Origin of the sequence: Shewanella sp. KJ2020 (assembly GCF_024197625.1) — a bacterium.
Taxonomy (GTDB): Bacteria; Pseudomonadota; Gammaproteobacteria; order Enterobacterales; family Shewanellaceae; genus Shewanella.
This window is the reverse complement of the sequence record NZ_JAKUKD010000012.1, coordinates 68,338-92,999: the sequence shown is the minus strand read 5'-3', so window position 1 is coordinate 92,999 and position 24,662 is coordinate 68,338. Positions and strand designations below refer to the sequence as shown.

The window sequence follows — 24,662 nt, the reverse complement described above, 5'->3', positions numbered from 1 at the left end:
TGCGATAACAATAGGATGTTATTGCACTTTTTGTTACTTTACGGTTAACGGATTTTACTTAGGATAGAACGCATACTTATGGATACCATCCTTATCGTCGATGACAATCATGCCATCTGCCAAGCCTTAGCTTTGATGCTAGAGCTTAATGATTATCGGGTGTTGACTTGCCATAGTCCAGAAGATGCCCTTGGATTATTGGCGACTCAAGATGTGGATTTAGTGATCCAAGATATGAACTTTACTCGGGATACCACTTCGGGTGAGGAAGGTCGGCAGCTGTTTTACGCCCTGCGTGAACGCCAAGGGAATTTACCGATCATTTTGATGACGGCTTGGACCCAACTCGAAACGGCGGTTGAATTAGTCAAAGCGGGCGCCGCCGATTATATGGGTAAACCTTGGGATGACGCTAAGCTGCTCAATAGCATCAAAAATCTAATTTCACTCTATAAACTCTCCCGTGCTAACCACCGTTTAGAGCGGGTTAATCATCAACGCCAAGTGGCGATCGCCGATGCGGATCTCTGCGGGATTGTCTTTGGTAGCGGCGCTATGCAGCGTTGTATTGATTTAGCCTTGCAACTGGCGCGCTCCGATGTGTCGGTGTTGATCACCGGCCCCAATGGTGCGGGCAAAGATAAACTTGCCGATATTCTTCACGCCAATTCGCCCTTAAAAAACAAACCCTTTATCAAGGTCAATGTCGGTGCCTTGCCGATGGATTTGTTAGAGGCCGAGTTGTTTGGGGCCGAGGCGGGGGCTTTTACCGGCGCGACTAAGGCGCGTATTGGCCGCTTCGAAGCGGCCGACGGTGGCACACTGTTTTTGGATGAAATCGGCAATTTACCCCTATCTGGCCAAGTGAAATTATTGCGAGTGCTACAAACCGGCGAATTTGAGCGCTTAGGTAGCCATAAAACTCAGAAAGTGAAAGTGCGGGTGATCAGTGCGACCAATGCGGACTTAGCCCAAGATATTGCCGAAGGGCGTTTTCGTGAGGATTTATTCTACCGCTTAAATGTGATTGAGCTGGCATTGCCGCCGCTCAATCAACGCACCGATGATATCTTGCCCTTAGTGCAACATTTTGTTGGGGCTAAGTTTAGCCTGAGTAAACCCGCACAGCAGGCGCTGTTGCAGCACCGTTGGCCGGGCAATGTGCGCGAGCTTGAAAACGCCTGTAAGCGAGCCGTATTGTTGGCGCAAAGCCATGTGTTGACTGAAACTGACTTTGGTTTGGCAGCGGTTGTGAACGGGGCTAGAGCGGCAACGTCCCATATTGCGGCCGCATCTGAGCCGCGACGTTTCGAACAAGAACAGTTTGCTCCTCAGCCCGTTTATGCATCGGCTTCGACTCCCGCTAATGCCGTATTTTCTGGTGACGCTGCCCGTGACCAAGGGCTATCCACCCATGAGGCACTAGAGGTGAGCCGCGAAGATATCGAAGCTGCGCTCAAACAGCACCATGGCGTGATTGCCAGAGTCGCAAAAGCGCTGGGACTTAGCCGTCAGGCCTTATATCGACGCATGGATAAGTTTGGGTTAGATAAGTCATAGGCTAAGCGCTGGTGCTAGGTATAAGTAAGGGCTATCGATTAAGGAATGAGAGTGTTAATTCGAACTAAACTTATCGTTTATTCAATGGCTTGCTGCGCCTGTGGTGTATTGCTTAGCTTTGCCTTGGTGAAATATTTCTCACCCGAGGCATCGGTTGCCTCTACGCCTCGCGTGATTGAAATCCCTGATGTTCAAGTGCAGCTTGATTTTGCTGAGCTGGAAAATACCGCAGCTTCCATTGAGCTTGCCCTTAAAAATACCGAACAACTGCAGTTAGCGGCGGCGATGCAAGCGCGCCAGAGGGCCGAGCAAATTAAGGCTGAACTGCAAAAGCTTGAACAACTTAAACAAGAGCAATTGCAGATAAAACTCTTCAAGTTAGAACAGCTTAAAGAAGGGCAGTTTAATTCTATCCCTCATATTATTGAGCCTTTACGTGTCGAGCCGCTATCCATTTTACCGCCTAAAGCCCCCGTATCTGCTGTGGCGCCCGCCGAGATCCCACAGGACAAGCGTGTCTCGAGTTTGACCTTAGGGGAAGGTGTGATTGTGTTACTGCTCGCCTGCGGTGTTTGTGGTCTCAGTATCGCTTGGTTAACGCGACATATTGGTCGCAGTTTGGATTCTCTCGAAATAGGTCTGCTGAACTTTAGCGATAATGATTTTAGCGTGAGTATTCCAGAGCATGGTGAAGGTCAGCTCCACACCTTAGCTCAGTTATTTAATCGTTCTGCGGCAAAATTGCGCCAGGAAAGGCAATACATTTACCAGCGGGAGTTATTGCTCGATAAAGTTATCCAAAGCTCCCCCAATGTGATGTTATTACTCAACGATCATCAAAAACTGATTTACGCTAACGATGCCGCGCGTCATCTATTTCATATTAAAGGAAAAATGGAGGGGCTAAGTTTAGACGAGTTGCTGGTGGGGTTACCCGAGGAACTTGCCCTAGCCCTTAAGCATGAAAAGAGTGGCCTCTTTGCCATGGGTGAGGATGAAGTCGATACTTGGTATCTGAGTCGTGGTCAATTTTTATTGAATAACCAACAGCATAACTTGATTTTACTCAAACAGATGACTCGAGAACTCAATCGCCAAGAGGTGGCCGTGTGGAAGAAAGTGATCCGCATTATTAGCCATGAACTCAATAATTCGGTGGCGCCCATCGCTTCTATGGTCAACTCGGGGCGCCTGCTCACCAAAGAGATGGACAATCCTAAGCTAAAGTTGATTTTCGATACGATTGAGAATCGCACCAATCATTTAAGTCAGTTTATTTTCAACTATGCGCGCTTCGCTAAGCTGCCATTACCCCAACGCAGCCGTGTGAATTGGGCGCAATTTACCAGCCAATTAACCCAGCATTATCCCTTTAAACTCACCCATGACTTACCCGAAGAGGATGGTTATTTCGACCGGGGACAGTTGGAGCAAGTGCTGTTAAATCTGCTGAAAAATGCCCATGAATCGGGTTCAAACCCCGAAGACGTCAGCCTGTCGATTCGGCTGCAAACCTTAACCGATGCTGCAGGCTTTAGCATTAAGATTGAGGATCGTGGTGCTGGTATGTCCGGTGAAGTGTTAGAGCAAGCACTATTGCCATTTTACTCGACAAAACAATCGGGTACTGGATTAGGCTTACCCTTGTGCCGGGAGATTATCGAGGCCCACGATGGCAGTATTAGCATGCATAATCGCAGTGGCGGCGGGCTGTCAGTGCAGTTATGGCTACCGCAATAATCCGGCCGCAATATCCGAGTGTCTATTTATCCATTCGTTAAGGCATAACAGCCTAGCGAACGTCCCCTAGCGTATTACCCAAATGGGCTATTTTGGCCTTTTTATCTTAGCTCTTTGGGCTAATTTGCCCCTAGGCATAATGACTAAGGATCTTTAACCCTGTTAACCTGCGTTATCGAAAATGTGTGTAGGGATTGAGCCGTTTCACCTCGCCTTCATTTTCAAATCAGGATGACCCAGAGGTTAAAGGGAGGGGCAAGTGAAATCCTTAAAACAGTGTTTACTGATCTGCATTTTATGCCCATTCCTGCTGTTGGCCTCTCCTAGCTCTTTTGCCGATAACGACATTGAAATTAGTGGTTTAGTAATAGATCGAACCTTGACTCGATTCGGTAAAGACTTTGGTTTTTATTACTCGAGTTATTGGCGTGATTTACCTTTTACCCAGGGCTTTAACGTGACCTTGTATGAGACTGTGTTTCCACAGGCGGGGACGGTTTTAACCTTGGAAGTGAATGGGACTCGGATTTACAGCACTCATTTTGGCCGCCGTGCAAACCCGATAAAAGAGAGTGCGGAGCAGGCGATTCTGCTGACGATTGATTATTTAGCTCAAGTGCGAGCCAATGCAATAACAGGTGATTTTTCAGGAACATCGGACGAATTTTAGGATAATAATAATGACTTACAGGACGTTACTTACCCTTGCCACACTCTGTGTGGTAGGCAGTGGCCAAGCCACTGAGTTGATTTACACCCCAGTGAATCCCAGCTTTGGCGGTAATCCATTGAATGGCGCCTTCCAACTGAATAAAGCTCAAGCACAGAATGACAATCAAGCCAGCTCGACCGAGAAGGACTTTGTGACTCGTTTTAAAGAATCCCTAGAGCGTAACATTATCAACTCAATCACCCGCGGGGTTGCCGATGGTGAAATTACCGATGGGGTTTATGACACAGGTGATTTTCGCATCGAAGTTGCCTCGACGGGTAATGGTGTGATGCTGACGATCACGAACATCGAAACTGGGGAAGTCACAGTGATAGAAATGCCGACATTTGGGGGGGGGAACTAATGGCGCGCTTAGTGTTGATTGCCTCGCTGCTGTTAAGCATGTCGGCATGTAGCTTGATCCCCAAGCCCGATCTCAATATCACCACCGCCGAGGTCAATCCGGTGAGCGAGGTCATGCGTGGGCTGCAAACCCAGCCTGGCCCTAAGTTCCCTATTCCCGTGGCCGTGTATTCCTTTCGCGATCAAACTGGTCAATATAAGCCACAGGCGAATGTGAGCTCATTCTCCACCGCAGTGACTCAGGGGGCGACGTCTATGCTGATCCAGACGTTGCTCGATTCAAAATGGTTTACCCCAGTCGAGCGTGAAGGGTTACAGAATCTACTCACAGAGCGCAAGATAAGTAACAAGCAGAACGGGAGTAAGGTAGATGAAGTGCCCGTGTTATCTACCGCGAGATTATTGCTTGAAGGTGGGATTATCAGTTATGAGACTAACACGAGTACGGGCGGCGCAGGCGTTGAATACTACGGTATTAGCGCATCGGAAATGTACCGCGAGGATCTAGTGACTATTTACCTGCGGGCCGTGGATGTGCACACAGGGAAAGTGATGATGTCAGTTTCAACCAGTAAGCGGGTCCTATCCCAGGAAATGCGTGCAGGATTATTCCGTTTCACCAGTTTAAACCGACTCGCCGAGGCCGAAGTGGGCTTCACGACAAATGAACCTGTGCAGTTTTGTGTATTGCAAGCCATTGAATTAGCAGTTGCTGAGCTGATTGATAAGGGCATTAAGCAAGGCTACTGGAGCCCAACCCAAATGGCGCAGCCAGCCGAAAAAGCGCTGGAATTAAGCCAGAGCTAGCGTGCAAGGGTTTAGTCGGTTTTAGCGTTAAGATTAATGATAAATATCAATAGTATAAAACCGAGCCAGTTAATTGGCTCGGTTTTTTTATGGGACAATTTTGGTCGCAGGGCTATCTATTGCAGTGCTATCGATTGCAGGATATGGCGGTTTTAATCCGCTCCCATCGCTTTCCAGAAGAGTTCAAAACTGGCATCGCGGTAGGTTTTATTCGTGCCTAGGTGCGGATTATCGATAAAAAAGCGCGTTGCCGCTAGGTATTGACCATGGCAATTTTCCAGCATTAATTCAATGGGATAATAGGCGATTAAGCCCATCAATTGCCCCTGCTTTATCAGTTCGCGAATAAAGCCAAGGATGCTATTCATCGCCTGATCGCGCACCTTAGCGGCAATCATGGGCGACATAGAATATTGTTGAAAAAACAGCTGTTTGACAGGGTTCTCCAGCGACCAATCAATGGCGCTTTGCCATAGCTGATGGGCATTGTGTTTTAGATCTTTGCTTGTGGGTGTGTTTAACAGCAAAGCATCGGCAAACTCTTGTTTGATCGCCAGGAATAGACATTCCATTAGGGCTTCTTTGGTGGGGAAGTGATGGAACAGGGTTCCCGTTGCCACTCCCGCCAGTTTAGCGATGGATGCGGTCGATGTACCATGAAACCCTTGGCTGACAAAGAGTGTTAAGGCGGTATCGAGTATCGCCTGTCGCTTGTCCGTTATGGGTTTATTTATTTTTACTTTTAATGGGTTATCCTGCATTGGCTTTCTCTATATCGGCGGGTATTTATTCTTAAATAGCCGTTTCGAATTGTGGGTAACTTTATAGGTCGAGCAAGGTATCGCTAAGCTGGCCCTCTGCGCCATGGATGGCGCGGTGGAACCCTCTGGGAAGAGTTCATGGCGTGCCTGCGTGCGATACCCTGCGATATAGCATACTTAGGATCTGTTATTTAGGTGGACTAACGCAGGAACATTTTCATCAGCATACGTTGGATAACAGTGCCATAGGGTGGATGCACAAATTTACCCGTGTTGAAGCGCCCACGGCTGAGCACAGTTTTAGCGTGGCTAAAGGTTAAGAAACCTTCCTTACCGTGGTAATGCCCCATGCCCGATGGGCCAATGCCGCCAAAGGGCGCGTCATCCGCCGCCACATGGAACACAGTTTCGTTAATGCAAACGCCGCCAGAATGGGTTTGCTGGAGGATTTTTTGCTGGCTTGGCACATCGAAACTCATCACATAGAGTGCTAAGGGTCTTGCCCTTTGGTTGATATATTCAATCGCCTCATCTAGCGAGTCATAACCGATAATGGGCAATAATGGGCCGAATATTTCCTCTCGCATCAATAGCATATCTTCGCTGGTGTTGATGATTAACTGGGTAGCGAGCTTGCGATTAGTACTGTCTATGGTTTCATCCGTCGCCGAGATAATACTGGCTCCCTTGGCCTTTGCATCCTCTAGCACTGTCATAAGGCGGTCAAACTGACGTGCATTAATAATGCTGCCGTAGTCCTTGTTGTGGTTAATTGCACCGTACATGGCATTAAATTTAGCTTTGTAGGCGGCGATAAACTCATGCACTTTGGCTTTAGGGCATAGAACATAATCTGGGGCTACACAGATTTGTCCTGCATTCAAACACTTGCCATAAATCATTCGTTCAACTGCTATCTCAAGCGGCATATCGGGGGCGATAATGACTGGGGATTTTCCACCGAGTTCGAGTGTCACTGGGGTGAGATTATTGGCTGCGGCGCGCATCACATGGCGGCCGACAGTGGTGGAGCCAGTAAAGAGTAAATGATCGAAGGGCAGGGCTGAAAATTGCGCGGCGACATCGGCTTCACCTTCGACCACAGCCACATGGGATGTTTCAAACACTTCGGCCAGTAATTGCGTTATCACTTTATTGGTTGCCGGGGTAAATTCGGACAATTTAAGCATGGCACGGTTGCCCGCAGCGATGGCGGTGACGAGCGGGCCAATTGACAGCATAACGGGAAAGTTCCACGGCACAATAATACCGATAACCCCCAGTGGCTGATAGTGCACTGTTACTCTCGCTGGGGCGAGCAAGATCCCCGCATGGCGCGCACTAGGTTTGAGCCATTTTTTGAGGTTTTTCAAATTGTAATTGATGTTGTTGATCACAGGCATAATATCTGAGATCAGGCTGTCATCTTGGGATCTATGGCCGTAGTCTTGGCTCAATGCCGTCACTAGAGGGACTTGATATTTTAGTACCGCCGCTTTCAGTCGAGTTAATTGCCCACGGCGGGTGTCATAATCGGGATTGGGGGTCGCGAGGTAACTTAGGCGTTGATGCTGGAGTAATGCTGTGAGCGGCGAAACATTAGTAGAGTTGCTGGCCATATTCATTGTGGTTGCTCCAGATATCGGGGTGATCGGCAAATAATATGCACAATTTAAGTGTGTACCGGCTCAATAGATAAACCGACTGATTAGTCGGTTTATCCTAGCTGGCTTAGTGAGTCAGTGCAAGCTATCTGGTGCATTTATGAACAAGATCACAACTTTTCAGGGGCTTAGCTTCTACACTTATGGAGTAATTTGTTAGACAAGGAGTATCTATGACATTGTTAAAACACGGAATTTCTATCGGTATCGAACGATATGGTGATGATGATTTTTTTGTTGCCTTTAAGGCCGTCGGAAAGTTAACCCATCAAGATTACGAGATGATGGTGCCAGTGCTAGAGTCCGCACTGGAAGGTGTGAAAGACCCTGATATTTATGCCCTAGTGGATGTGACTGAGCTCGATGGCTGGGAATTACAGGCCGCTTGGGATGATCTAAAATTAGGAGTAAAGCACGTTCGTCATTTTGAGAAAATTGCCATAGTCGGTAAGACAACCCTGCAGGAAGTCATGGCGAAATTGGCAAATTGGTTTACGCCCGCCGAGGTGAAGTTTTTTGTGGATAAAGGTGATGCGGTTGCTTGGTTAAAAGACTAGCGAGTCTCTTTAATTGAGCCTCTTTACAGGGGCCTTTAACTGAGTCCCTTAACTGCAAATAACTCGGCATTCCATTAGCGCCATAGAAGGAGTCAAGATTATGCGTACAGGTCAAATACTCTGGCCCACAGATTTCTCTGAAACTGCGGCCCATGCTCTGCGATATGCTATTGAAATGGCAAATCTATATCACGTAGGGCTAAAAATTTTACACGTGGTCGAACAGCCTATGGGTGATGAAAACTTTATGATTTTATCTATCACCCCAGAGGAACTTGCTAAGAGTATGGAAGAGGCGGCTGCGACTAAGATGCAGGCGTTACTCGCGGGGCTGAAAACTGAACTGCCAATTACCACCTTGATCCGTCGGGGCGATCCCGTCGAGCAAATTTTGGAGGAGGCGAAGGGCAAAGATGTTGGCATGGTGGTGATTGCAAGCCACGGCCGTACCGGGCTTTCCCACTTTCTACACACTAACGTTGCCGAAGCGGTGGCAAATAGTGCGGCTTGCCCCGTGCTCGTTGTTAAATAAAAACGAGTTTGTAGCGGATAACTTTTGTAGTGGATATCGATAGTATAAGGGCGCTAAAGCGCCCTTTGTTTTTGATTACTAAAGAATAACTAATCGATGCGTCCGAGTGAGAAACCTAGCTTACTGCTATAAAAGAGTGCTATTTTGTGCAAAATAGACAGGTTCTATCCCTAGGATTGGCCAACTTAACAACTCACCTGATGGATATGATTATGCGTACTCAAGAAGTGTTATGCCCTACGGACTTTTCAGCAACCGCTGCCCATGCACTTAAATATGCTGTTGAAATGGCTAACTTTTATCAAGTGAATATTCGATTGTTACATGTGACTAGCCCGTCTCGAAGTGCGCATTTTTACGGAGTTGCTGTGGAGACGCCAGCCTCACTAGAAGAGGCTTTGGCGACCTTTGTTGAGGCTAAAATGCAGACATTACAACAGGAAATGCAACGGGATTTAGCCGCAGGACTAAGCATTAAAACCGTTATTCGCCATGGTGATGTGAGCGAGGAAATTTTGGCTGAATCCGCCGATGTGGGTATGGTTGTGATTGCTAGTCATGGTTGTAGTGGGTTAGCCGATTTTCTTAAGCCCCATGTGAGTCAAGACATAGTCAAATTGGCCAAATGCCCGGTTCTGGTTGTTAAATAAATGATTTACTAGCCCTTAGAGTGGGTCATTTTTAAGGATGGCATGATCCACTACCGTGCTTGACGCCTCATTGTCTAGGGACAGTAGGCGTTGATACTTTGCCTGCAGCGCGGCTAACGTACCATCCTCCGTTATTTGTTTGAGACCCAGATTAAAATCATCCCGAATATGGGCATCTAAAAAGGCGAAACGGTATTCAGTTGGCGGGAATATTTTATTGCATACAGCAACTTGCTTCATTTCCTTTTCGGTCAGTTTTCCTTGAAGGTAGGCCTGTTTTAAATAGTATTTGAAAATATTTTTATCCATCACAACCACATCGGCCCTATGTTTCATTAACATATATACCTGTTGTATTTGCCGTGCCTGTTCTTGATAACTGCTATTGGCCTTAGCCATGCGGGAAAATTCTTCACCGAGCATAAATGAAGCTCGCTGGAAGGCGACCACTTTTAGGGTATGTAAATCATCTATGCTATTAATATTAAAGTTTTTATTTTCAAGGGCGATGGCACAGTTTTGGTAGGTGATGGCTACATCCGAGTAAAAGACCTTATCTATCATGCCCTCTTTTATATTGATAATTCCATCGAGTTTTCCTTCCTTTAATTCATGGAAAGTGCGGGCAAGAGGGAGATATTGAATTGAAGCGTTATGCCCCTTGACGGCAAGTGCTTGATGGAGCAGTTCGAGTTCGAGTCCACTGTTAGTCTCTTGGATCACATAGGGAGGAATGGAGAGACTCACTCCAATTTTAAGTTCGGCCGCTTGGCTAATGTGATAATTGAATAGGGCGAGTAACCCTAGCAATTTGTAATAATTAGGGGAAATATTTGAGCGATTGGAGATAATTTTATTATGGAACATAAATGACTAACACCTCCACGGGGCTCAGAAGCTGCTGTATTTGAGACTCGCTACGCCTTTCCTTGGCTCACTTGGATAAGTGTAGCGTGCTAGGCTTGCCTCAACTTAATTTATTCAAATATTCAGCATTAAAAGGATGAGCCTGGTTCAGTTAAAAAGGCTAGTTCAGCGGCAGTCGACTCTCTGCCTAGAATGCTATTCCTGTGGGGGTAACGACCAAACCTATCGATAATGGCCTTATGGCGAAGTTCAAACTCGAGGTTAGCCTGCGCCGCTTCGCGATTAAAAAGTTTTACCGCCACTTGGTGAATGGCCGCCGATTCACTGTGCATATAAGGCATAAAGAGAAAGGGAACCTGCTTTGGCTTGAGGGCCAAATCGGCCTGCTGGGCGACGGCTTCTTGGGCGAGCACTAAGGCGATAGCATCGGCTTCAAAGGCGGCAGGGGTATCGCGGTAAATATTACGTGAGAATTGATCTAGCACGATAATCTCGGCTAATCGCCCCTGTGGTGTTATACGCCAATGCGCGAGTTCGCCCCGTTTGGCTTGTTGCAGAACGCCCTCGAAACGCGCTTTGATCTGTGCATCAAAGTCGGCGTCTTTTATCCACCAATATTTGGCTGGGATTTCCTCAAACCAAAAGCTAAGCACGTGATCTGCTGTGATGATCTGGTTCATGTTAGCACTCTTTCTACGCGGGAGACTTGCCCTATGAATAACAGCGATTGGGGGGATAATACAAGTTTTTGCTGAAATTTCCCCTCAGAGTAATAGACCGTTTTATTGGACAAGCGAAGCTTTGCTAAGCGGACTCCCTGTACTTAGGGTGAGTATCGCAAACTGCTAAGTTGTATGGATTTGCTCTAGATATGAATTGTACGTATCAACTATGGGAAAAAGGGCAACAATTTAATGCTGGCTATTGCCTTATTGACTGAATATCAAGTAGTTTTAATGCTAGTTCCCTTGGTTTTTTAATGAGTTATCTTATGCCACTTTCTCAGCCAGTTTCACCGCAGGTTTCAAAGCAACATAAGGCGTTTTTGCGTAAGCTCTATTTAGCGCATTTAATGGATGATGACCGCCATAATCTATTATCACTCAATAAGTTAACTGGTATGCCGCGGCGTACATTACAGGATGCCATTGCGGCGTTTGAGGATATAGGTATCAGTGTCGAATTTGTGCAGGAGGGGAGTCGTAATAATGCGGGCTACTACCGAGTGGTAACTTGGGGGCCGATCAGCAGTGCCTGGGTTGACACCCATATGGCACAGATTGCTGATCTTATTGGAATAACCGCCGATAACTAATCGTTAGGGAAGAGTTAATGGCGTGCCTGCGTGCGATACCCTGCGATGTAGCATAATTAGGAATAGTTATAGAGGCTTGGCTAGCTGCCCGTGGCGGGGGTTGCCATCCAGTAATATGCTGCAAAGCCAATCCAACTTAAGAGTAAGAGTGCGATGGCAACCCAAGTAGCGCGGGTAAACTGGCCTTGGGGAGCAAGATATTCGGTAAAAGTATCCCCATCTTCGTCTTCAACTGCGGGGCGCGATTTTGCTTTTAACTGTTGTTTACGGAACTTATCCCGTTCGCGGGCTTTGGCTTTTTGCAGTTTCTTGTATTCGGCTATGCCCTTTTCAATTCCTTGGGCGATGAGTTTAGTTTGCTCTTTAGTTTGCCCCGGTTTTTGGGTGGCCCTGGCTGCGGCTAAGGCCTCTTGCTGAGTTTCGCTTGAGATATTGGGTTTCATCTACTTTCTACTTGGGCGCTAAGGGCTAAATGTCTACTCGCGCCGATTATACCTGTATTCTGAGATAAAACTCAGGGCCAATATCTTCATTTCACTAAAAAATCAGCGGATGTCCCCCCTTCGGAGCTGGAACATACACAGGTTCATAATCCCAAACTTGGCGTATGGTGTTAACCGATAAGGCCTCACTAGGCTTGCCTTCACTCACTATTTGCCCTTGTTTTAACACTAGGATTTGATCGCTATAACGGGCGGCTTGATTAAGGTCGTGCAGCACTAAGACCACAGTATAAGCCTGTTCATGGGCTAACCGCTGGGCCAATTCCAGCACTCTGTGCTGCTGGGCAAGATCCAATGCCGAGGTTGGCTCATCCAGTAGCAGTATGGGGGGAAAGGGCGATTGGCTAAGTTGAGTTAATACCCTCGCTAGCTGCACCCTTTGTTTCTCACCGCCGGATAGGGTTGGGTAACTGCGCTTAGCAAGATGAGTTAAGCCCACTTTTGCGAGTTGCTCGGCAACGAGAGTTTCACCATCTTGGTGATTGAGGGTTAAGGGATACAAACCCATGGACACCACTTCGGACACAGTAAAAGGGAAGGTCAGGCTGGCGTGCTGCGGCAGTACTGCCAAGGATTTTGCCAGCGCCGCCCTTGGCCAATCACTTAAGGGAATATCACCCAGTTTTATACTCGAAGAGGGCGCTTTTATCTCTTGGCACAATGCCTTAAGTAGAGTGGACTTTCCTGCACCATTAGGGCCAAGCAAGGCAGTGACAGCCCCAGATTGAAATTGAATATTAATATCCCTAAGCACATTTTTTTGCCCAATAGAAATATTAAGACCGCAGACATTGAGCTTAAGGCCGTGTTCTGGATTGATGGCTGAATGTGCCCGACTTGAATGGGTGGTTATCATAAATAGAGACTCAGACTAACTTGCTACGTTGTTGTAGCAGTAAATAAATAAAGAAAGGTGCACCAAGGAGTGCGGTTACAAGTCCGACGGGTAACTCAGCAGGGGGCAAAAAGGCGCGGGCGCCGATATCGGCCAGCGCTAAGAGGGCTGCGCCTAAAAGTGCACTGGTAGGTAAGAGTCGTTTATGATCTGGCCCTAACATCATGCGCACTAAATGCGGCACAACTAAGCCAATAAAGCCGATAATCCCGGTAGCGGCCACACTCACCCCCACGCCTAAGGCGCAGAGTAAAATCAGCCTTAGCTTAAGTCTGTCCACATCTATCCCTAGGTGTCTGGCCTCGGCCTCACCAAGGAGTAAGGCATTGAGCGCCGTGGCATCTTGGCGAAAGCGCCAACTAATCAGGGCTAAGGTGACTAAAGATAGGCAGACATAGATCCATTGTGCCCCTGCAATTGTCCCCATCTGCCAAAGGGTTAAATCACGCAGCGCTATATCGTTGGCAAGATAGGTTAAAACCCCTATGCCTGCACCAGCCAGTGCCGCTATGGCTACCCCTGACAATAATAGCAATACGACCGATGTACCCGTTGGGCTGCTGGCGAGGCGATAGACGACCAGAGTCGTGATTAACCCTAAGGCAAAGGCGCTCATGGGGATCATCAATGGGCTGGCATTGGGCAGCAACACAATACAAAGGGCGGCACCCAGTGCCGCGCCGGATGACACGCCTATAATGCCGGGATCGGCCAAGGGATTGCGAAAAAGCCCCTGCATTACAGCGCCACACTGGGCGAGCGTGGCTCCGACCGCCATTGCCAAGAGTGTTCTAGGTAAACGAACATTGTTGATCACTAGCTGTTCATGGGGGGCAATATTGCCAACATTTTGTTGGGTGGCCCAGTTAAACACCGCACTTAAGGCGTCGATTAGGCTAATGCTCACAGGGCCAGTACTGACCGAGAGCAGGCAACTTAAGCCAAGCAGTGCAAGGAGACTGGGCCAGAGCCAGCGATTGAGCAACATCTTAGTTATCCTTTCCCATGGGGCGAATGGTTTTGTACTGTCATTACCAGCATAAATTACTGGTCTTGGCTGAGCAGACTGTTGGCAAGGGTATCGGCGGCGTTAATGGCGCTGATCCCTAAACCACCGAGTAAGGCTTGCGGTGTCAAGGTTTGAATATGACCATTTTTACCCGCAGGGGTGTGGGCGAGCAGTGGCATTTCCTTCAGCAGTTCTTGGGCGATTTGTTGGCTGCTTTGCTCGTCCGGTTTATCGCTGCGCTTTGACAGTAAAATAAGATCGGGTTGCAAAGACAAAATGCCTTCCTGGGATAAGGTTTTATAGCCATCAAAATCGGCGATATTGCTTGCCCCAGAAAGCGCAATAATGGCGTCCGCGGCGGTGCCTTTGCCCCCGACCCGCGCACCTCGGCCCTCTTGCAGGAGCATAAAGAGGATTTTGGGTTGATGGTTGGAACCACTGATTTGTTGTTTTTTCAGCGCTAAATTCTGTAACTGCCCCTGAAGATCTTGCTTTAGCTTAATGGCGTTTTGCTGGCGCTGGAGTAGGTCGCCTAAGGTATCGATATTGCTCAGCAGTTGGGCTTCATCCTTAGTCGCGGGTAATTGCACTACTGGGATTTGTGCCTGCTGTAGCACCTTGAGGGTGGTTTCTGGCCCCATTACATCCGAACCAATCACCAGCGTTGGCGAGAGGGCGATAATCCCTTCGGCGGAGAGCATTCTATGGTAACCAAGTTTGGCAATGTGGCCCAAGTTTTCGGGGACAAGGCTGGTGGAGTCTATGGCGACTAGTTGACTGCCAGCATCGAGGGCCAGCACTAGCTCTGTCACCCCAGCGCCTGCGCTAACGAGTCTGGTATTAGATTCTGCACTAAAGGCATTAGCCGAAACACACGCTGCGATAACAGCTATGGTTAATTTCCATTTTTTCAATGGATTAATATTAGTTATAGACATACCCCCAAGACTACTCAAGGCTCTGTTTAAGGGTAAGCGGGTCGCTTGAAACAACATGGTTAAACTCCTAATGCTCCATTAAAATTTGAGTCTGGCCTATGGCCTGTGTCTGCAATAGGGCAAGCAATTGCATCAAGGGCTCCACGGGCGCGGCTTTATCGGCGGCAATAATGATGCTGGCCTCTGGCATGGATTTGAAACGCTGCTCAAATGCGGCGCCAAAGCTGGCTAAGTCACTAAAGGGTTCACCATCAATCGCCCAATGGGGCGAGGTCGCCATGATATTGATGGCAATAGAAGGCTTGTTCTCAAGGGCCGTGATAGCGGCACTCGAACTCTGGGGCACATCAACGGGCAGACTCAGTAATTGGCTGTTTGCCGTTAGGAGTAGAAACACTAATACGATAAAAATAATGTCGATTAATGCGGTTAAATCGATACTCGGTAATGACTCTGCCGGAGTTATGCCCGCCTGAGAAAAGGAGGATTTATCGATGCTTATCATGCCTGTGACCCTACATTGGTCTTAAGCGCTGCGGGTCGCCCTGTGCCTGCCTTGTCAATGCGAGCGAAGGCTTGATAATGATTTGCATCGATTGCAACCTCTTCCACACCCGCTAACCAAAGATTGAGCTGATTAAGTACATGGGCGGCGCGTTGGCATTGACCTTGGGCCCAGATCCCAAATAGATGGGCTGCGGTAATCGCGGGAACGGCAATAATCAGTCCTGCCGCTGTGGTGTTCATAGCCAGTCCTAGCCCGGCGCTCAGTTGCGCTGGGGTCACAGGGCCTTGAGATTGTCCAAGCTCGGCAAACATATCTATCAGTCCTAATACTGTGCCGAGCAGGCCCAGTAATGGGCTAATAATGCCAATCACCTGCAACAGCTTTAAACCAGCTTGTAAGTCCCGCTGTTGTTTGTTAAGCCACAGGCTCAGTAATTCTTCCCGCAATATTTTGGGCTGGTGGACTTGTTTCAGTAACAGGGTGGCGCCGCGGGCGAGTAGATCCTGCTGGACACTGGTTTGCGCTATCAAAGCGTTGACGCTGTCGGTGTTAGGTTGTGAGGTTGAACTGCGTAGATTTTTTACCCAAGCCTGTTTTTTCGGCAGGATAACAAGCGCGCTTTGGTGCAAGAAAAGGGCACTTCGCTCGAGGCAGATCATGAGTGCTAGAAATGCACATAGCAATAGTGGCCAAGTCAGTACGCCAAGTTGTGAATGTAAAGAAGAAAAATCTGTCATGGGCATTAAGCCTCTCCAATCATGGGTTATTTCAGTTTGATAACTCGTTTTAAGGGCAAAAAAGTACTGTTAAGTCAGGCTAGTTGAGTGCAAAACGAATGGGGACTCTGACTTTGTAATGGCTTGCTAGCCTTGGAACTGGCGCTTCAAATTGCCAGGTTTCTACCGCATCGAGCGCCGCTTGATCGAGCAGGCTAAAACCCGAGCTTTTCACTAACTTGAGTGCCAGTTGCTCACCGAGTTCATTGAACATCACCTCAATCGTTGCCGTGCCCTCTAATCCTTTCTTGCGTGCTATCCGTGGGTAAGTGGGTTGGGGAGGTGGTGAAGTAAACACTGGCTTAGCCAACTCCACTACTTGGTTTTTTAGACTCTGGGCTTGGGCACTGCTGACTGAGATCTGGCGAATTTGGGGAGTCTCCGTTGTCTCTGTTATCTCTGTTGTTACAGTCTCTGCTGCCACAGTGCTTGGGATTAACTCCTTATCTGCGGCAGGATTGTTAGTCTCAGCGATATCAGCTGTTTGAGTCATTGCCGCCGCGCTTAATTTTTTAGGCGGTTTTATACCGCTATTCGCTGCGTTATCGACAGGCTTAGGTTCGGGCTTATGTTCTGGCTTAGGTGCAGGTTTGGCCTCAGGTTTAAGTACAGCTTTTGCCTCGGCGTGGGAGATAGCTGTCATTTGCGGCTTAGTTTGCGCTATGGGAGTCACACTGGCTTGAGGTGTGGCCTGTTTGGCTGCGGCGGCAAAATTAACGCTAACGCGGTTGACGCCAGTGTCCTGTAACGTCGCCCTCTGTGATGTCACCTTCTGTAACGTCACTTTCTGTAACATCATTGCCGAGTCATACATTAACAGCGTTGTCGCAGGCTGAGAGGCGATAACCCCAGTTTGGATGGCAATCGTTAATGCGCCAAAGGCCAGATATCGTTTCGGTGTCACGGCAATCTCTTCTCCTGAAAATCGGCCAATCGACGCTTAAAGCCATTTTGCTAATTAAGATACTGCAATATAAATAAGATCGCAAATGATAATGATTTCTATTTGATCTATTTAATTGTCTCAGGTAGAGTGCCTTCAATTGCTCGAATGGGCGCTTAAAAAAACAGCAAAGTCATTCAGTCGCATTACTTTGAGAGCTTGATACCTAGGCAAAGTGGTGCGCAATTGAATTGGCTTAAGCTTACAAATTATCACTTGAGGATGAAGAGATGAGAAAAAAGCCGTTAGTGATCGCGATGGCACTGAGTGGTACGGCGCTAAGTTTTACGGCGTTAAGTTTTACGTTAGCGGCAGAGGCGAGTGTTTCACCTATTATTCAACAGGATGCGGGTAACAAAACCGTGGCAACCGAGTTTGACGAAGTGTTAGTCAGCGCAACTAGGATAAGCGAAAAAGCCTCGGAAACCAGTCGCAGCGTTGCCGTCGTCGGCGAAGAACAGCTCACCGTTGCTCAAGCCGCATCCGTGGCTGATGCCCTTAAAAATGAGGCCAATATCAATGTCACTAATGGACCTAGGGCATCATCCCAGGGGGTTGAGATCCGTGGTTTAAGCGGTGATAGAGTCCTCCAAACGATTGATGGTGCGAGACAAAATACCAGTTCAGGCCACAGAGGTTCCTATTTTATGGATCCTGAATTACTCAAGTCTATCGAAGTGTTGCGTGGCCCTGCCAGTAGCTTGTGGGGCAGCGGTGCCCTTGGGGGCGTTGTCGCCCAGAATACTAAGTCGGCGCAGGATTTTTTAGCTCCAGAGGAAACCTTCGGCGGTTATCTTAAGCAAGGTTATGAAACTAATGGCGATCGTACTAAAACCAGTGGCGCCATTTACGGTCAGCAAGCCACTATCGACTGGCTGCTTAATGGTTCCTACTACGACTCCAACGACATCAACACCGGCAATGACGAAACCCTCAATAACAGCGCGTCCCAAGGCAGCAGTGGTTTAGCCAAGTTTGGTTGGCAGGCCGATAAGGCTTCACGCTTGGAATTATCGGCAAGGGTCAACAAGTCTAATGAATTAGTGCCCAGTAATCCCTCGGCAGCCGTGAGTAGCTCTGTGCCCTTAGTGCGTCGTAAGACTGACGATCAAAACGTGACTCTCAACTACAGTTTGCATCCTGCCAACAATCCGTATCTAGATACTAAGGTGCAAGTGTACTGGAACAGCACCGACTACGATGAAGACAGAGTCACTAAAAATCAATTAGATAGTACCGAATATCACACCGTTGGCGTTAACTTAAATAACAGCTCGCAGTTAGGGAATATTAAGCTGACCTACGGTGTTGATGGCTACCGCGATACTATCAAAACCGTTCGTGACGACAATGGGCAGGAGGGTCAGCGTCCGGGGAATATCGATGGTGAGACTCAGGTTTGGGGCGCTTTTACCCGGGCCGATATCGCGCTGACTAAGACCTTGAGCCTCGATGGAGCATTGCGTTACGACAGCTTTAAGACTGACAGTAATAATTTGAACTTATCCTCCGATGACAATGAGTTATCCCCGTCACTTGGACTGATTTGGCAGACCCAAGCTTGGTTGACCCTAAGCGCGCGTTACGATCAAGCCTTTAGAGCACCAACGGTGGAAGAAATGTTTTCCAGCGGCACCCATTATTGTATTCCACCCATTCCCGGATTTTTACCCCAGGGTCTGTGTAACACCTTTGCGACCAATCCAGATCTAAAGTCTGAAACCGCACGGAATAAAGAAATTAAAGCGGATCTGCGTTTCAGTGATCTCGCCGGCGACGATGAGTTGGCGTTAACGTTCAATATCTTCCGCAACGATGTGGACGATTTTATCGTGCAGCAAGTGTCTAATCCTTGGCATGGTATTCCAGGGTTTGAGCAAACAACTTCGTGGAATAATGTCGAAGATGCGCAGCTAACGGGCTTTGAAGTGAGCGGGCGTTACCGTATAGGCCAGACTCGCCTAGCGATGAACTATGGCCAAACCCATGGTGAAGACCGCCAAACGGGCGATGCTATCGAAGGCATACCTGCCAATAAATTTAATGTCGATTTATCCCAGGGCATTATGGATGGCGATATGAAACTGGGCACACGGGTGACCTATGTGGCAACGCAGTCTAACACCCCCGATGGCCATAGCGTGGCAGAGTACGGTGATTACACCCTCTGGGATGTCTACCTTGCATGGGAACCCACAATGGGTGTGATGCCCGGCGTGAGAGTCGATTTTGCCATTGAAAATATTGGTGATGAGCAATATCAGCAGGCCTGGCAAACCTTGTATCAACCGGGCCGTAATATGAAATTATCGGCGCGTTATATGTTCTAGGCTAAGCCATCAGGAGAAAATGAATGCAGACGATACAAGATACTGGGGCAGATCCCGAACTCAGTGCGCCGAAAAATCCCAATGTACCCCCAGCGCAGCTTGAAAAACAGGCAGAGCTGAGGCAAAGGTTTGAGTTACAAGCCGATTTAATGCCAGCGCAGCTTGCCAGCGAGCTAGGGCTCCCTGAGATGGAAGTGGTTGCCGCATTGCCGCCGGGGCAAGTAGTGTTTGTGCCTTTAACTCAGCTAGATACATTACTGCAAGCCTTACCCGAGTGGGGGACGCTTACCACAATAGTCATGCTCTCGGGCAGTGTATTTGAATTTAAAGGGGATTTTCCTAAGGGGAAATATGCCCACGGTTATTACAACCTCTACAGCAAGGGAGATGGGCTGCATGGCCACCTCAAACTAGAGGGGATGCGTGGTATCGCCTTAATCAGCCGCCCATTTAGGGGAAGCGAGAGCCATTCGATCAACTTCTTTGGCAGCGAAGGTGAGGTGGTGTTCAAAGTGTATTTGGGCCGTGATAAGCAAAGAGCGCTGTTCCCTGAACAGGTTAGCCAATTTAAGGCCCTTGCAACCACCTTTGCCACGGTATAAGCCGCTCTCTAAATTGAAACATTAACATATTGTATTTAAGGAATATAACCAATGAAGCCTGAAATCACCGAACAGGAACAGCGCCTAAAGGACAAGTTGCTACCCGAAATTGAAGACTTTAAACAGCAGCGCGAAACCCTGCAACTGGCCACAATTGGTACAGATGGTCAACCCAATGCGAGTTATGCGCCATTTGCACTGGCCGATGATGGTTTTTACATTTTGGTGAGCGATCTTGCCCGCCATGGCCATAACTTAAAGCACTCATCTAAGGTCTCTGTGATGTTAGTCGAAGATGAAGCCGCAGCAAAAACAGTATTTGCGCGTAAGCGCTTGACCTTTGATGCCGTGGCCGAAGCGATTCCCCGCGGTACGCCAGCCTTTAGTAAGGGCGTCAATGTGCTATCGGCGCGCTTTGGGGAAATGTCGGACAACCTTGCGGCATTGACCGATTTTAACCTCTACAAACTGGCACCACACAAGGGGCTTTATGTTAAGGGGTTTGGTCAAGCATTTAGCTTAACTGGCGCCGAATTGCTGGATGTAAATTGGCAGCGAGATGGTCACCATGGCACACCCAAAACCCCAGAAAATGTGCAAGTCGCTTAAGTTTTTCACTTAAGTTTCTCATTTAAGCGAGCTAAATAAACCCGCACAGGCTGCGGGTTTGTTTTATCCTTCTTCTGTAACATCCCGCATGAGCCCTTGAATTTAACCGCAGCAGGTCGCATGTTAACCATAAAGCGGCATAGTTAGCGGCTTTACGATTACCCCCTAAAGGATGTCACCTTGGCCGATCCAACAGTAAAATCACCCGAACCCATCAAAATGCCGCCATCACAGGCGGATAACCCCTCGTCTAGCGCTTTGCCTGAGGGTCTGGCTATCTCGGCGCGGCAAAGAGCCGTGCTACCTTGGATTGCAGGCTTTCTTAAACCCTATAAATGGAAAGTCGCCGCGGCAGTGCTATTCCTATTGATTGGTTCACTTGCTTGGTTGTCCCTAGGGCAAGGTGTGCGTTTGATGGTCGATGAGGGCTTTGTGCGGGATAACGCGCAGCGGCTTAATGAAATTATCCTCCTAGTGCTGGTCATTACCGCCGTCAGTGGCACAGCCGTGTTTTGCCGCTTTTATTTGATGACTTGGTTGGGCGAGCGGGTCAGCGCCGATATTCGGCTGACTGTTTATAATCAACTCCTTAAACTCTCTCCTGCCTTTTATGCCAAAGTGCGCACAGGGGAAGTGATCTCCCGCTTTACCGCTGACTCAACACTATTACAAACCGTGGTGGGGTCTAGCCTTTCCATGGCGCTGCGTTCGGGGGTGACAGTCATAGGGGGCCTAGTGATGATGGGCATAACCAGCGTTAAGATGACATTGCTGGTGTTGTTGGCTGTGCCCTTAGTGCTGGGGCCAGTGATCTTTTTCGGTCGCAAGGTACGTGTGTTAGCACGGGAAAGCCAAGATAGAGTTGCGGATCTCGGTGCCTATGTCGATGAAACACTCCATGAAATCCATACGGTACAAGCCTATGGCCATGAAGATAAAGACCGTAGCTTATTCAATACCCGCGTCGAAGATGTGATGTCCGCGGCGAGTGGTCGCATCCGTTACCGTGCTTTGCTGATTTCATCCGTGATGTTTTTAAGTATCGCCGCGATTGCTATGGTGACTTGGGTCGGTGCCCACGATGTGATGGCGGGTAAAATGACGGGCGGTGAATTATCGGCCTTTATGTTTTACGCTGTGATGGTCGCGGGCGCCGTAGCGACCATTAGTGAAGTCATAGGTGAGATCCAGCGGGCTTCTGGCGCCGCGGAGCGTTTAATCGAATTGGCGGAAACCCCTGTGGATATTCCCCTTGCGGCACATCCTGTGACTTTACCCGCCAAGGTGAGTGGTGAATTAGTCATTGAAGGACTCAATTTTGCCTATCCAGAGCAGGATGCCTTAGTGCTAAAACAGCTCAATATGGCCATTGCTGCGGGGGAACGGGTTGCCTTAGTGGGTCCAAGTGGCGCGGGTAAGAGTACTTTGTTCCAGCTGTTGCAGCGCTTTTATGTGCCTAGCGCTGGTAGTATTCGATTAGAAGGAATCGATATTGCGAACTTAACTCCGCAGGACCTAAGGGCGCAATTTGCCTTAGTGCCGCAGGATTCAGTGATCTTTGCGACCAGCGTACTTGAAAACGTGCGTTATGGCCGCGTCGATGCGACCGAGCAGGAGGTGATAGATGCCTGTGTTGCGGCCCGTGCCCATGAGTTTATTAGCGAATTTACTGAGGGTTATCAAACCTATTTAGGCGAGCGTGGCGTGCGACTTTCTGGTGGGCAAAAACAGCGGATTGCCATTGCACGGGCGATTTTAGCCGACAGACCCATCTTATTACTCGACGAGGCGACCAGCGCCTTAGATGCCCTGAGCGAGCAAAAAGTGAAGCAAGCGCTGGATGTCTTGATGGCGGGTAAAACCACCTTGATTATTGCCCATCGCCTATCGACGGTAATTAATGCCGATAGGATTTTTGTCTTCGACAAGGGTGAGATTGTTGCCTGCGGTCGCCACCAAGCGTTGATGCAAACCAATGCGTTATACCGTGAGTTTGCCAATTTACAGCTACTGACCGAAGAGGCCACAGGCAGCGTTTTGAATGCTTGAGCGTAAGTGAAACCCAGTAAGCTAGGGTTCTGAGTTAACTCAAATGAACCGCTTACTGGGTACGAGTGCCATTAGTCTTTAAGTTCGCGGCGTAGAATTTTACCGACAGTACTCTTAGGTAATTGGGCCATAAACTCGATTATTTTAGGTATCTTGTAACCCGTTAATTGCTCGCGACAATAGGCCAAAATGGCCTCCTTAGCTTGTTGCTGATCTTGGTTATTATCCTTGAGTACGATAAAGGCTTTGACCGCTTCGCCCGAGTGTTCGTCTTTAACTCCCACCACAGCGCATTCGATCACATTTGGGTGGCTAGCGAGGACATTTTCCACTTCGTTGGGATAGACGTTAAAGCCTGAGACGATAATCATATCCTTTTTACGATCAACAATTTGATGGAAACCTTCAGCGGTTGCAATGGCAATATCCCCGGTTTTAAAGAAACCGTCGGCGGTCATGACATTGGCGGTTTCCTGCGGATTATTCCAGTATCCCAGCATCACCTGAGGGCCGCGGGCGGCGAGTTCCCCTGCCGTACCTAAGGGCACTTCAACGTCGTTTTCATCTAAGAGTTTAACCTCTGTGCCAATCACAGGTTTACCAATAGTGCCCAGCTTCTGATAACCGGGAGCATTGAGTGAAATGACCGGTGAGGTTTCAGACAATCCATAACCTTCGCTGATCATATTGCCCGTGGTTTGTTGCCAAATATTGGCCGCTGCGGCCGTGAGTGCAGTGCCGCCAGAGATAGTGATTTTTAAGTGGCTAAAGTCCAATGCCTTAAATTCGGGTTGGTGGCATAGGGCGACAAACAGGGTATTGAGGCCTGCAAATCCAGTGAAGGGATATTTGGCAAGGGTTTTAACTAGGCCGCCAATGTCTCGCGGATTTGGAATTAACACCGAGCAACCGCCACACTCGAAATACAGCACTAAATTCACCATAAAAGCGTAAATATGGTAAATCGGCAGCGGGGCTACAAAGATATCCTCACCTTCGGTGATCACACTGCCAATGCGGGATTTCACCTGCGCGGCATTGGCAAGCATATTACCATGGGTCAACATGGCACCCTTGGATAACCCAGTTGTGCCCCCTGTGTATTGCAGGGCTGAGAGGTCATCGAGCTTAGGGGTTAAACGGGTGAAGGGCAGTTCGGCCCCTTGTTTTAAGATCTGACAAAATTCCACATTCTTAAGGCCCGTTTTAGGTTGTACATGTGGATCGATCAAATCCAGCGGGTGGGTTGAGATAACGAGCTCTATAGTTGTGCTGTCGATGACCTTAGCGAGGGTGGGTAATAGATCGGATAACACGACTAAGGCTTTAGCCCCAGAATCATTGAATTGATGGATAAGCTCACGCTCTGTATAGAGTGGGTTAGTGTTAACTAGGATAAGGCCCGCCCTGAGTGCGCCGTAGGCCGCGATGACAAATTGGGTGATATTGGGCAATTGAATGGCAATACGATCCCCGGGTTTTAGGTTGGTTTTATTCTGTAAATAGGCAGCAAAGTAACGCGAATCGCGTTCTATCTCATTAAAGCTGCTGGATTTACCAAGGCAGGCATAGGCGGGTTTATCGCCATAACGCAGACTGGTTTTCTCGATCAGATCGACGAGTGATGAGTAGTTGAGTTTGAGTTGGGAGTCTTGATCGTATGCCATGCTGAACTACCTCAAAATGATGTTTATTAATTGTTATTATTTTGGAATTAAACAGATGTTTAGATTAGAGGCTGTTGGGACTAGAGGTCAATGTTTATCGTGAAAAAATTCACTATGCCAATAATGGTATCTTTTTGTAACAAATAGCCTTTTTACTCTAAAGCTCTGGGCTTAACTATAGCTTAAGTTTGAGCTTTTTGATGTGTTGTTAAGTGGGATTCGCCGCGGTTTTACGGGGGGGGTTTATAGGAACAGTGCAGATACTAAGTTAATGCTGAGTTAAATTAACACTTGAGTTTATGAAG

Annotated in this window: 25 protein-coding genes; 13 read left to right on the top strand and 12 right to left on the bottom strand. The window is 48.2% G+C overall.

Annotated features, from left to right (window positions below; translation table 11 throughout):
• Positions 1-78 precede the first annotated feature (78 nt).
• The 5 genes from MJO46_RS07815 (at position 79) to MJO46_RS07795 (ending at position 5,182) form a co-directional block, all read left to right on the top strand.
• On the top strand, positions 79-1,560 hold the full coding sequence (locus MJO46_RS07815) for a sigma-54 dependent transcriptional regulator (RefSeq protein ID WP_253988835.1): 1,482 nt from the start codon (positions 79-81) through the stop codon (positions 1,558-1,560).
• Between the two features lie 51 nt (positions 1,561-1,611).
• Positions 1,612-3,300, top strand: coding sequence for an ATP-binding protein (locus MJO46_RS07810; RefSeq protein ID WP_253988834.1), 1,689 nt, complete (start codon positions 1,612-1,614; stop codon positions 3,298-3,300).
• Between the two features lie 259 nt (positions 3,301-3,559).
• A complete protein-coding gene (locus tag MJO46_RS07805) occupies positions 3,560-3,970 on the top strand; it encodes a curli production assembly/transport protein CsgE (RefSeq protein ID WP_253988833.1) in 411 nt (136 codons plus the stop codon).
• 10 nt (positions 3,971-3,980) lie between these two features.
• The gene (locus MJO46_RS07800; protein ID WP_253988832.1) at positions 3,981-4,376 is read left to right on the top strand and encodes a curli assembly protein CsgF; all 396 of its coding nucleotides are present in this window, start codon (positions 3,981-3,983) and stop codon (positions 4,374-4,376) included.
• Positions 4,376-5,182: a CsgG/HfaB family protein gene (locus MJO46_RS07795; RefSeq protein ID WP_253988831.1), complete on the top strand. Its 807-nt coding sequence runs from the start codon at positions 4,376-4,378 to the stop codon at positions 5,180-5,182. Before MJO46_RS07800 ends, MJO46_RS07795 begins: the two co-directional genes overlap by 1 nt.
• Before the next feature lie 152 nt (positions 5,183-5,334).
• Here the strand turns inward: MJO46_RS07795 and MJO46_RS07790 are convergent, their stop codons facing one another.
• Complete coding sequence (locus tag MJO46_RS07790) at positions 5,335-5,943, bottom strand: TetR/AcrR family transcriptional regulator (RefSeq protein ID WP_253988830.1); 609 nt, start codon at positions 5,941-5,943, stop codon at positions 5,335-5,337.
• A 200-nt stretch (positions 5,944-6,143) separates the two neighbouring features.
• Complete coding sequence (locus tag MJO46_RS07785) at positions 6,144-7,568, bottom strand: coniferyl aldehyde dehydrogenase (RefSeq protein WP_253988829.1); 1,425 nt, start codon at positions 7,566-7,568, stop codon at positions 6,144-6,146.
• A 212-nt stretch (positions 7,569-7,780) separates the two neighbouring features.
• On the opposite strand from MJO46_RS07785, the gene MJO46_RS07780 reads away from it, so the two are divergent.
• The 3 genes from MJO46_RS07780 to MJO46_RS07770 all read left to right on the top strand — a co-directional run bounded on the left by MJO46_RS07780 (position 7,781) and on the right by MJO46_RS07770 (position 9,346).
• Positions 7,781-8,164, top strand: a complete 384-nt coding sequence (locus tag MJO46_RS07780; RefSeq protein WP_198782492.1) for an STAS/SEC14 domain-containing protein — start codon at positions 7,781-7,783, stop codon at positions 8,162-8,164.
• Between the two features lie 100 nt (positions 8,165-8,264).
• Positions 8,265-8,696 carry a universal stress protein gene (locus MJO46_RS07775; protein WP_198782493.1) on the top strand — a complete coding sequence of 144 codons (432 nt, stop codon included), beginning with the start codon at positions 8,265-8,267 and terminating at the stop codon, positions 8,694-8,696.
• Between the two features lie 212 nt (positions 8,697-8,908).
• The gene (locus MJO46_RS07770) at positions 8,909-9,346 is read left to right on the top strand and encodes a universal stress protein (protein ID WP_198782494.1); all 438 of its coding nucleotides are present in this window, start codon (positions 8,909-8,911) and stop codon (positions 9,344-9,346) included.
• Positions 9,347-9,361: 15 nt separating this feature from the next.
• Here the strand turns inward: MJO46_RS07770 and MJO46_RS07765 are convergent, their stop codons facing one another.
• Together MJO46_RS07765 and MJO46_RS07760 are read right to left on the bottom strand one after the other, a co-directional pair.
• Positions 9,362-10,213, bottom strand: a complete 852-nt coding sequence (locus MJO46_RS07765) for an ABC transporter substrate-binding protein (RefSeq protein WP_253988828.1) — start codon at positions 10,211-10,213, stop codon at positions 9,362-9,364.
• Positions 10,214-10,341: 128 nt separating this feature from the next.
• Positions 10,342-10,893, bottom strand: a complete 552-nt coding sequence (locus MJO46_RS07760) for a DUF924 family protein (RefSeq protein ID WP_253988827.1) — start codon at positions 10,891-10,893, stop codon at positions 10,342-10,344.
• A gap of 311 nt (positions 10,894-11,204) precedes the next feature.
• On the opposite strand from MJO46_RS07760, the gene MJO46_RS07755 reads away from it, so the two are divergent.
• Complete coding sequence (locus MJO46_RS07755) at positions 11,205-11,528, top strand: winged helix-turn-helix domain-containing protein (RefSeq protein WP_253988826.1); 324 nt, start codon at positions 11,205-11,207, stop codon at positions 11,526-11,528.
• A gap of 80 nt (positions 11,529-11,608) precedes the next feature.
• Here the strand turns inward: MJO46_RS07755 and MJO46_RS07750 are convergent, their stop codons facing one another.
• From MJO46_RS07750 to MJO46_RS07720, 7 genes are all read right to left on the bottom strand, one after another.
• Entirely contained in the window at positions 11,609-11,971 is a 363-nt protein-coding gene (locus MJO46_RS07750; RefSeq protein WP_253988825.1) for a DUF2956 domain-containing protein, read from the bottom strand.
• A gap of 94 nt (positions 11,972-12,065) precedes the next feature.
• The gene (locus tag MJO46_RS07745; RefSeq protein WP_253988824.1) at positions 12,066-12,887 is read right to left on the bottom strand and encodes a heme ABC transporter ATP-binding protein; all 822 of its coding nucleotides are present in this window, start codon (positions 12,885-12,887) and stop codon (positions 12,066-12,068) included.
• A 10-nt stretch (positions 12,888-12,897) separates the two neighbouring features.
• Entirely contained in the window at positions 12,898-13,914 is a 1,017-nt protein-coding gene (locus tag MJO46_RS07740; RefSeq protein ID WP_253988823.1) for an iron ABC transporter permease, read from the bottom strand.
• 56 nt (positions 13,915-13,970) lie between these two features.
• Positions 13,971-14,930, bottom strand: a complete 960-nt coding sequence (locus tag MJO46_RS07735) for an ABC transporter substrate-binding protein (protein ID WP_253988822.1) — start codon at positions 14,928-14,930, stop codon at positions 13,971-13,973.
• Positions 14,931-14,940: 10 nt separating this feature from the next.
• Positions 14,941-15,378, bottom strand: coding sequence for a biopolymer transporter ExbD (locus MJO46_RS07730; protein ID WP_253988821.1), 438 nt, complete (start codon positions 15,376-15,378; stop codon positions 14,941-14,943).
• A complete protein-coding gene (locus tag MJO46_RS07725; RefSeq protein WP_253988820.1) occupies positions 15,375-16,124 on the bottom strand; it encodes a MotA/TolQ/ExbB proton channel family protein in 750 nt (249 codons plus the stop codon). The genes MJO46_RS07730 and MJO46_RS07725 overlap by 4 nt, the downstream gene beginning before the upstream one ends.
• A 73-nt stretch (positions 16,125-16,197) precedes the next feature.
• Entirely contained in the window at positions 16,198-17,061 is an 864-nt protein-coding gene (locus tag MJO46_RS07720) for an energy transducer TonB (RefSeq protein WP_253988819.1), read from the bottom strand.
• Between the two features lie 269 nt (positions 17,062-17,330).
• Here MJO46_RS07720 and MJO46_RS07715 point away from each other — a divergent pair, with 269 nt between their 5' ends.
• The 4 genes from MJO46_RS07715 to MJO46_RS07700 all read left to right on the top strand — a co-directional run bounded on the left by MJO46_RS07715 (position 17,331) and on the right by MJO46_RS07700 (position 22,690).
• Entirely contained in the window at positions 17,331-19,430 is a 2,100-nt protein-coding gene (locus tag MJO46_RS07715) for a TonB-dependent hemoglobin/transferrin/lactoferrin family receptor (RefSeq protein ID WP_253988818.1), read from the top strand.
• Between the two features lie 23 nt (positions 19,431-19,453).
• Positions 19,454-20,032: a heme utilization cystosolic carrier protein HutX gene (gene hutX, locus MJO46_RS07710; protein WP_253988817.1), complete on the top strand. Its 579-nt coding sequence runs from the start codon at positions 19,454-19,456 to the stop codon at positions 20,030-20,032.
• A gap of 51 nt (positions 20,033-20,083) precedes the next feature.
• Entirely contained in the window at positions 20,084-20,641 is a 558-nt protein-coding gene (gene hutZ, locus MJO46_RS07705) for a heme utilization protein HutZ (protein WP_253988816.1), read from the top strand.
• A gap of 180 nt (positions 20,642-20,821) precedes the next feature.
• Positions 20,822-22,690 (top strand): ABC transporter transmembrane domain-containing protein, encoded by a 1,869-nt coding sequence (locus MJO46_RS07700; protein ID WP_253988815.1) that lies wholly within the window; start codon positions 20,822-20,824, stop codon positions 22,688-22,690.
• A 71-nt stretch (positions 22,691-22,761) separates the two neighbouring features.
• Here MJO46_RS07700 and MJO46_RS07695 read toward each other — a convergent pair whose 3' ends face one another.
• Positions 22,762-24,357, bottom strand: a complete 1,596-nt coding sequence (locus tag MJO46_RS07695; RefSeq protein WP_253988814.1) for an AMP-binding protein — start codon at positions 24,355-24,357, stop codon at positions 22,762-22,764.
• Positions 24,358-24,662: the final 305 nt, after the last annotated feature.

Coding starts and splice junctions, on each gene's coding strand:
- MJO46_RS07735 (WP_253988822.1), bottom strand. CDS start 14,930: ATGTTGTTTCAAGCGACCCGCTTACCCTTAAACAGAGCCTTGAGTAGT.
- MJO46_RS07730 (WP_253988821.1), bottom strand. CDS start 15,378: ATGATAAGCATCGATAAATCCTCCTTTTCTCAGGCGGGCATAACTCCG.
- hutX (WP_253988817.1), top strand. CDS start 19,454: ATGCAGACGATACAAGATACTGGGGCAGATCCCGAACTCAGTGCGCCG.
- MJO46_RS07715 (WP_253988818.1), top strand. CDS start 17,331: ATGAGAAAAAAGCCGTTAGTGATCGCGATGGCACTGAGTGGTACGGCG.
- hutZ (WP_253988816.1), top strand. CDS start 20,084: ATGAAGCCTGAAATCACCGAACAGGAACAGCGCCTAAAGGACAAGTTG.
- MJO46_RS07745 (WP_253988824.1), bottom strand. CDS start 12,887: ATGATAACCACCCATTCAAGTCGGGCACATTCAGCCATCAATCCAGAA.
- MJO46_RS07740 (WP_253988823.1), bottom strand. CDS start 13,914: ATGTTGCTCAATCGCTGGCTCTGGCCCAGTCTCCTTGCACTGCTTGGC.
- MJO46_RS07790 (WP_253988830.1), bottom strand. CDS start 5,943: ATGCAGGATAACCCATTAAAAGTAAAAATAAATAAACCCATAACGGAC.
- MJO46_RS07815 (WP_253988835.1), top strand. CDS start 79: ATGGATACCATCCTTATCGTCGATGACAATCATGCCATCTGCCAAGCC.
- MJO46_RS07800 (WP_253988832.1), top strand. CDS start 3,981: ATGACTTACAGGACGTTACTTACCCTTGCCACACTCTGTGTGGTAGGC.
- MJO46_RS07750 (WP_253988825.1), bottom strand. CDS start 11,971: ATGAAACCCAATATCTCAAGCGAAACTCAGCAAGAGGCCTTAGCCGCA.
- MJO46_RS07785 (WP_253988829.1), bottom strand. CDS start 7,568: ATGAATATGGCCAGCAACTCTACTAATGTTTCGCCGCTCACAGCATTA.
- MJO46_RS07765 (WP_253988828.1), bottom strand. CDS start 10,213: ATGTTCCATAATAAAATTATCTCCAATCGCTCAAATATTTCCCCTAAT.
- MJO46_RS07755 (WP_253988826.1), top strand. CDS start 11,205: ATGCCACTTTCTCAGCCAGTTTCACCGCAGGTTTCAAAGCAACATAAG.
- MJO46_RS07695 (WP_253988814.1), bottom strand. CDS start 24,357: ATGGCATACGATCAAGACTCCCAACTCAAACTCAACTACTCATCACTC.
- MJO46_RS07725 (WP_253988820.1), bottom strand. CDS start 16,124: ATGCCCATGACAGATTTTTCTTCTTTACATTCACAACTTGGCGTACTG.
- MJO46_RS07775 (WP_198782493.1), top strand. CDS start 8,265: ATGCGTACAGGTCAAATACTCTGGCCCACAGATTTCTCTGAAACTGCG.
- MJO46_RS07760 (WP_253988827.1), bottom strand. CDS start 10,893: ATGAACCAGATCATCACAGCAGATCACGTGCTTAGCTTTTGGTTTGAG.
- MJO46_RS07780 (WP_198782492.1), top strand. CDS start 7,781: ATGACATTGTTAAAACACGGAATTTCTATCGGTATCGAACGATATGGT.
- MJO46_RS07795 (WP_253988831.1), top strand. CDS start 4,376: ATGGCGCGCTTAGTGTTGATTGCCTCGCTGCTGTTAAGCATGTCGGCA.
- MJO46_RS07770 (WP_198782494.1), top strand. CDS start 8,909: ATGCGTACTCAAGAAGTGTTATGCCCTACGGACTTTTCAGCAACCGCT.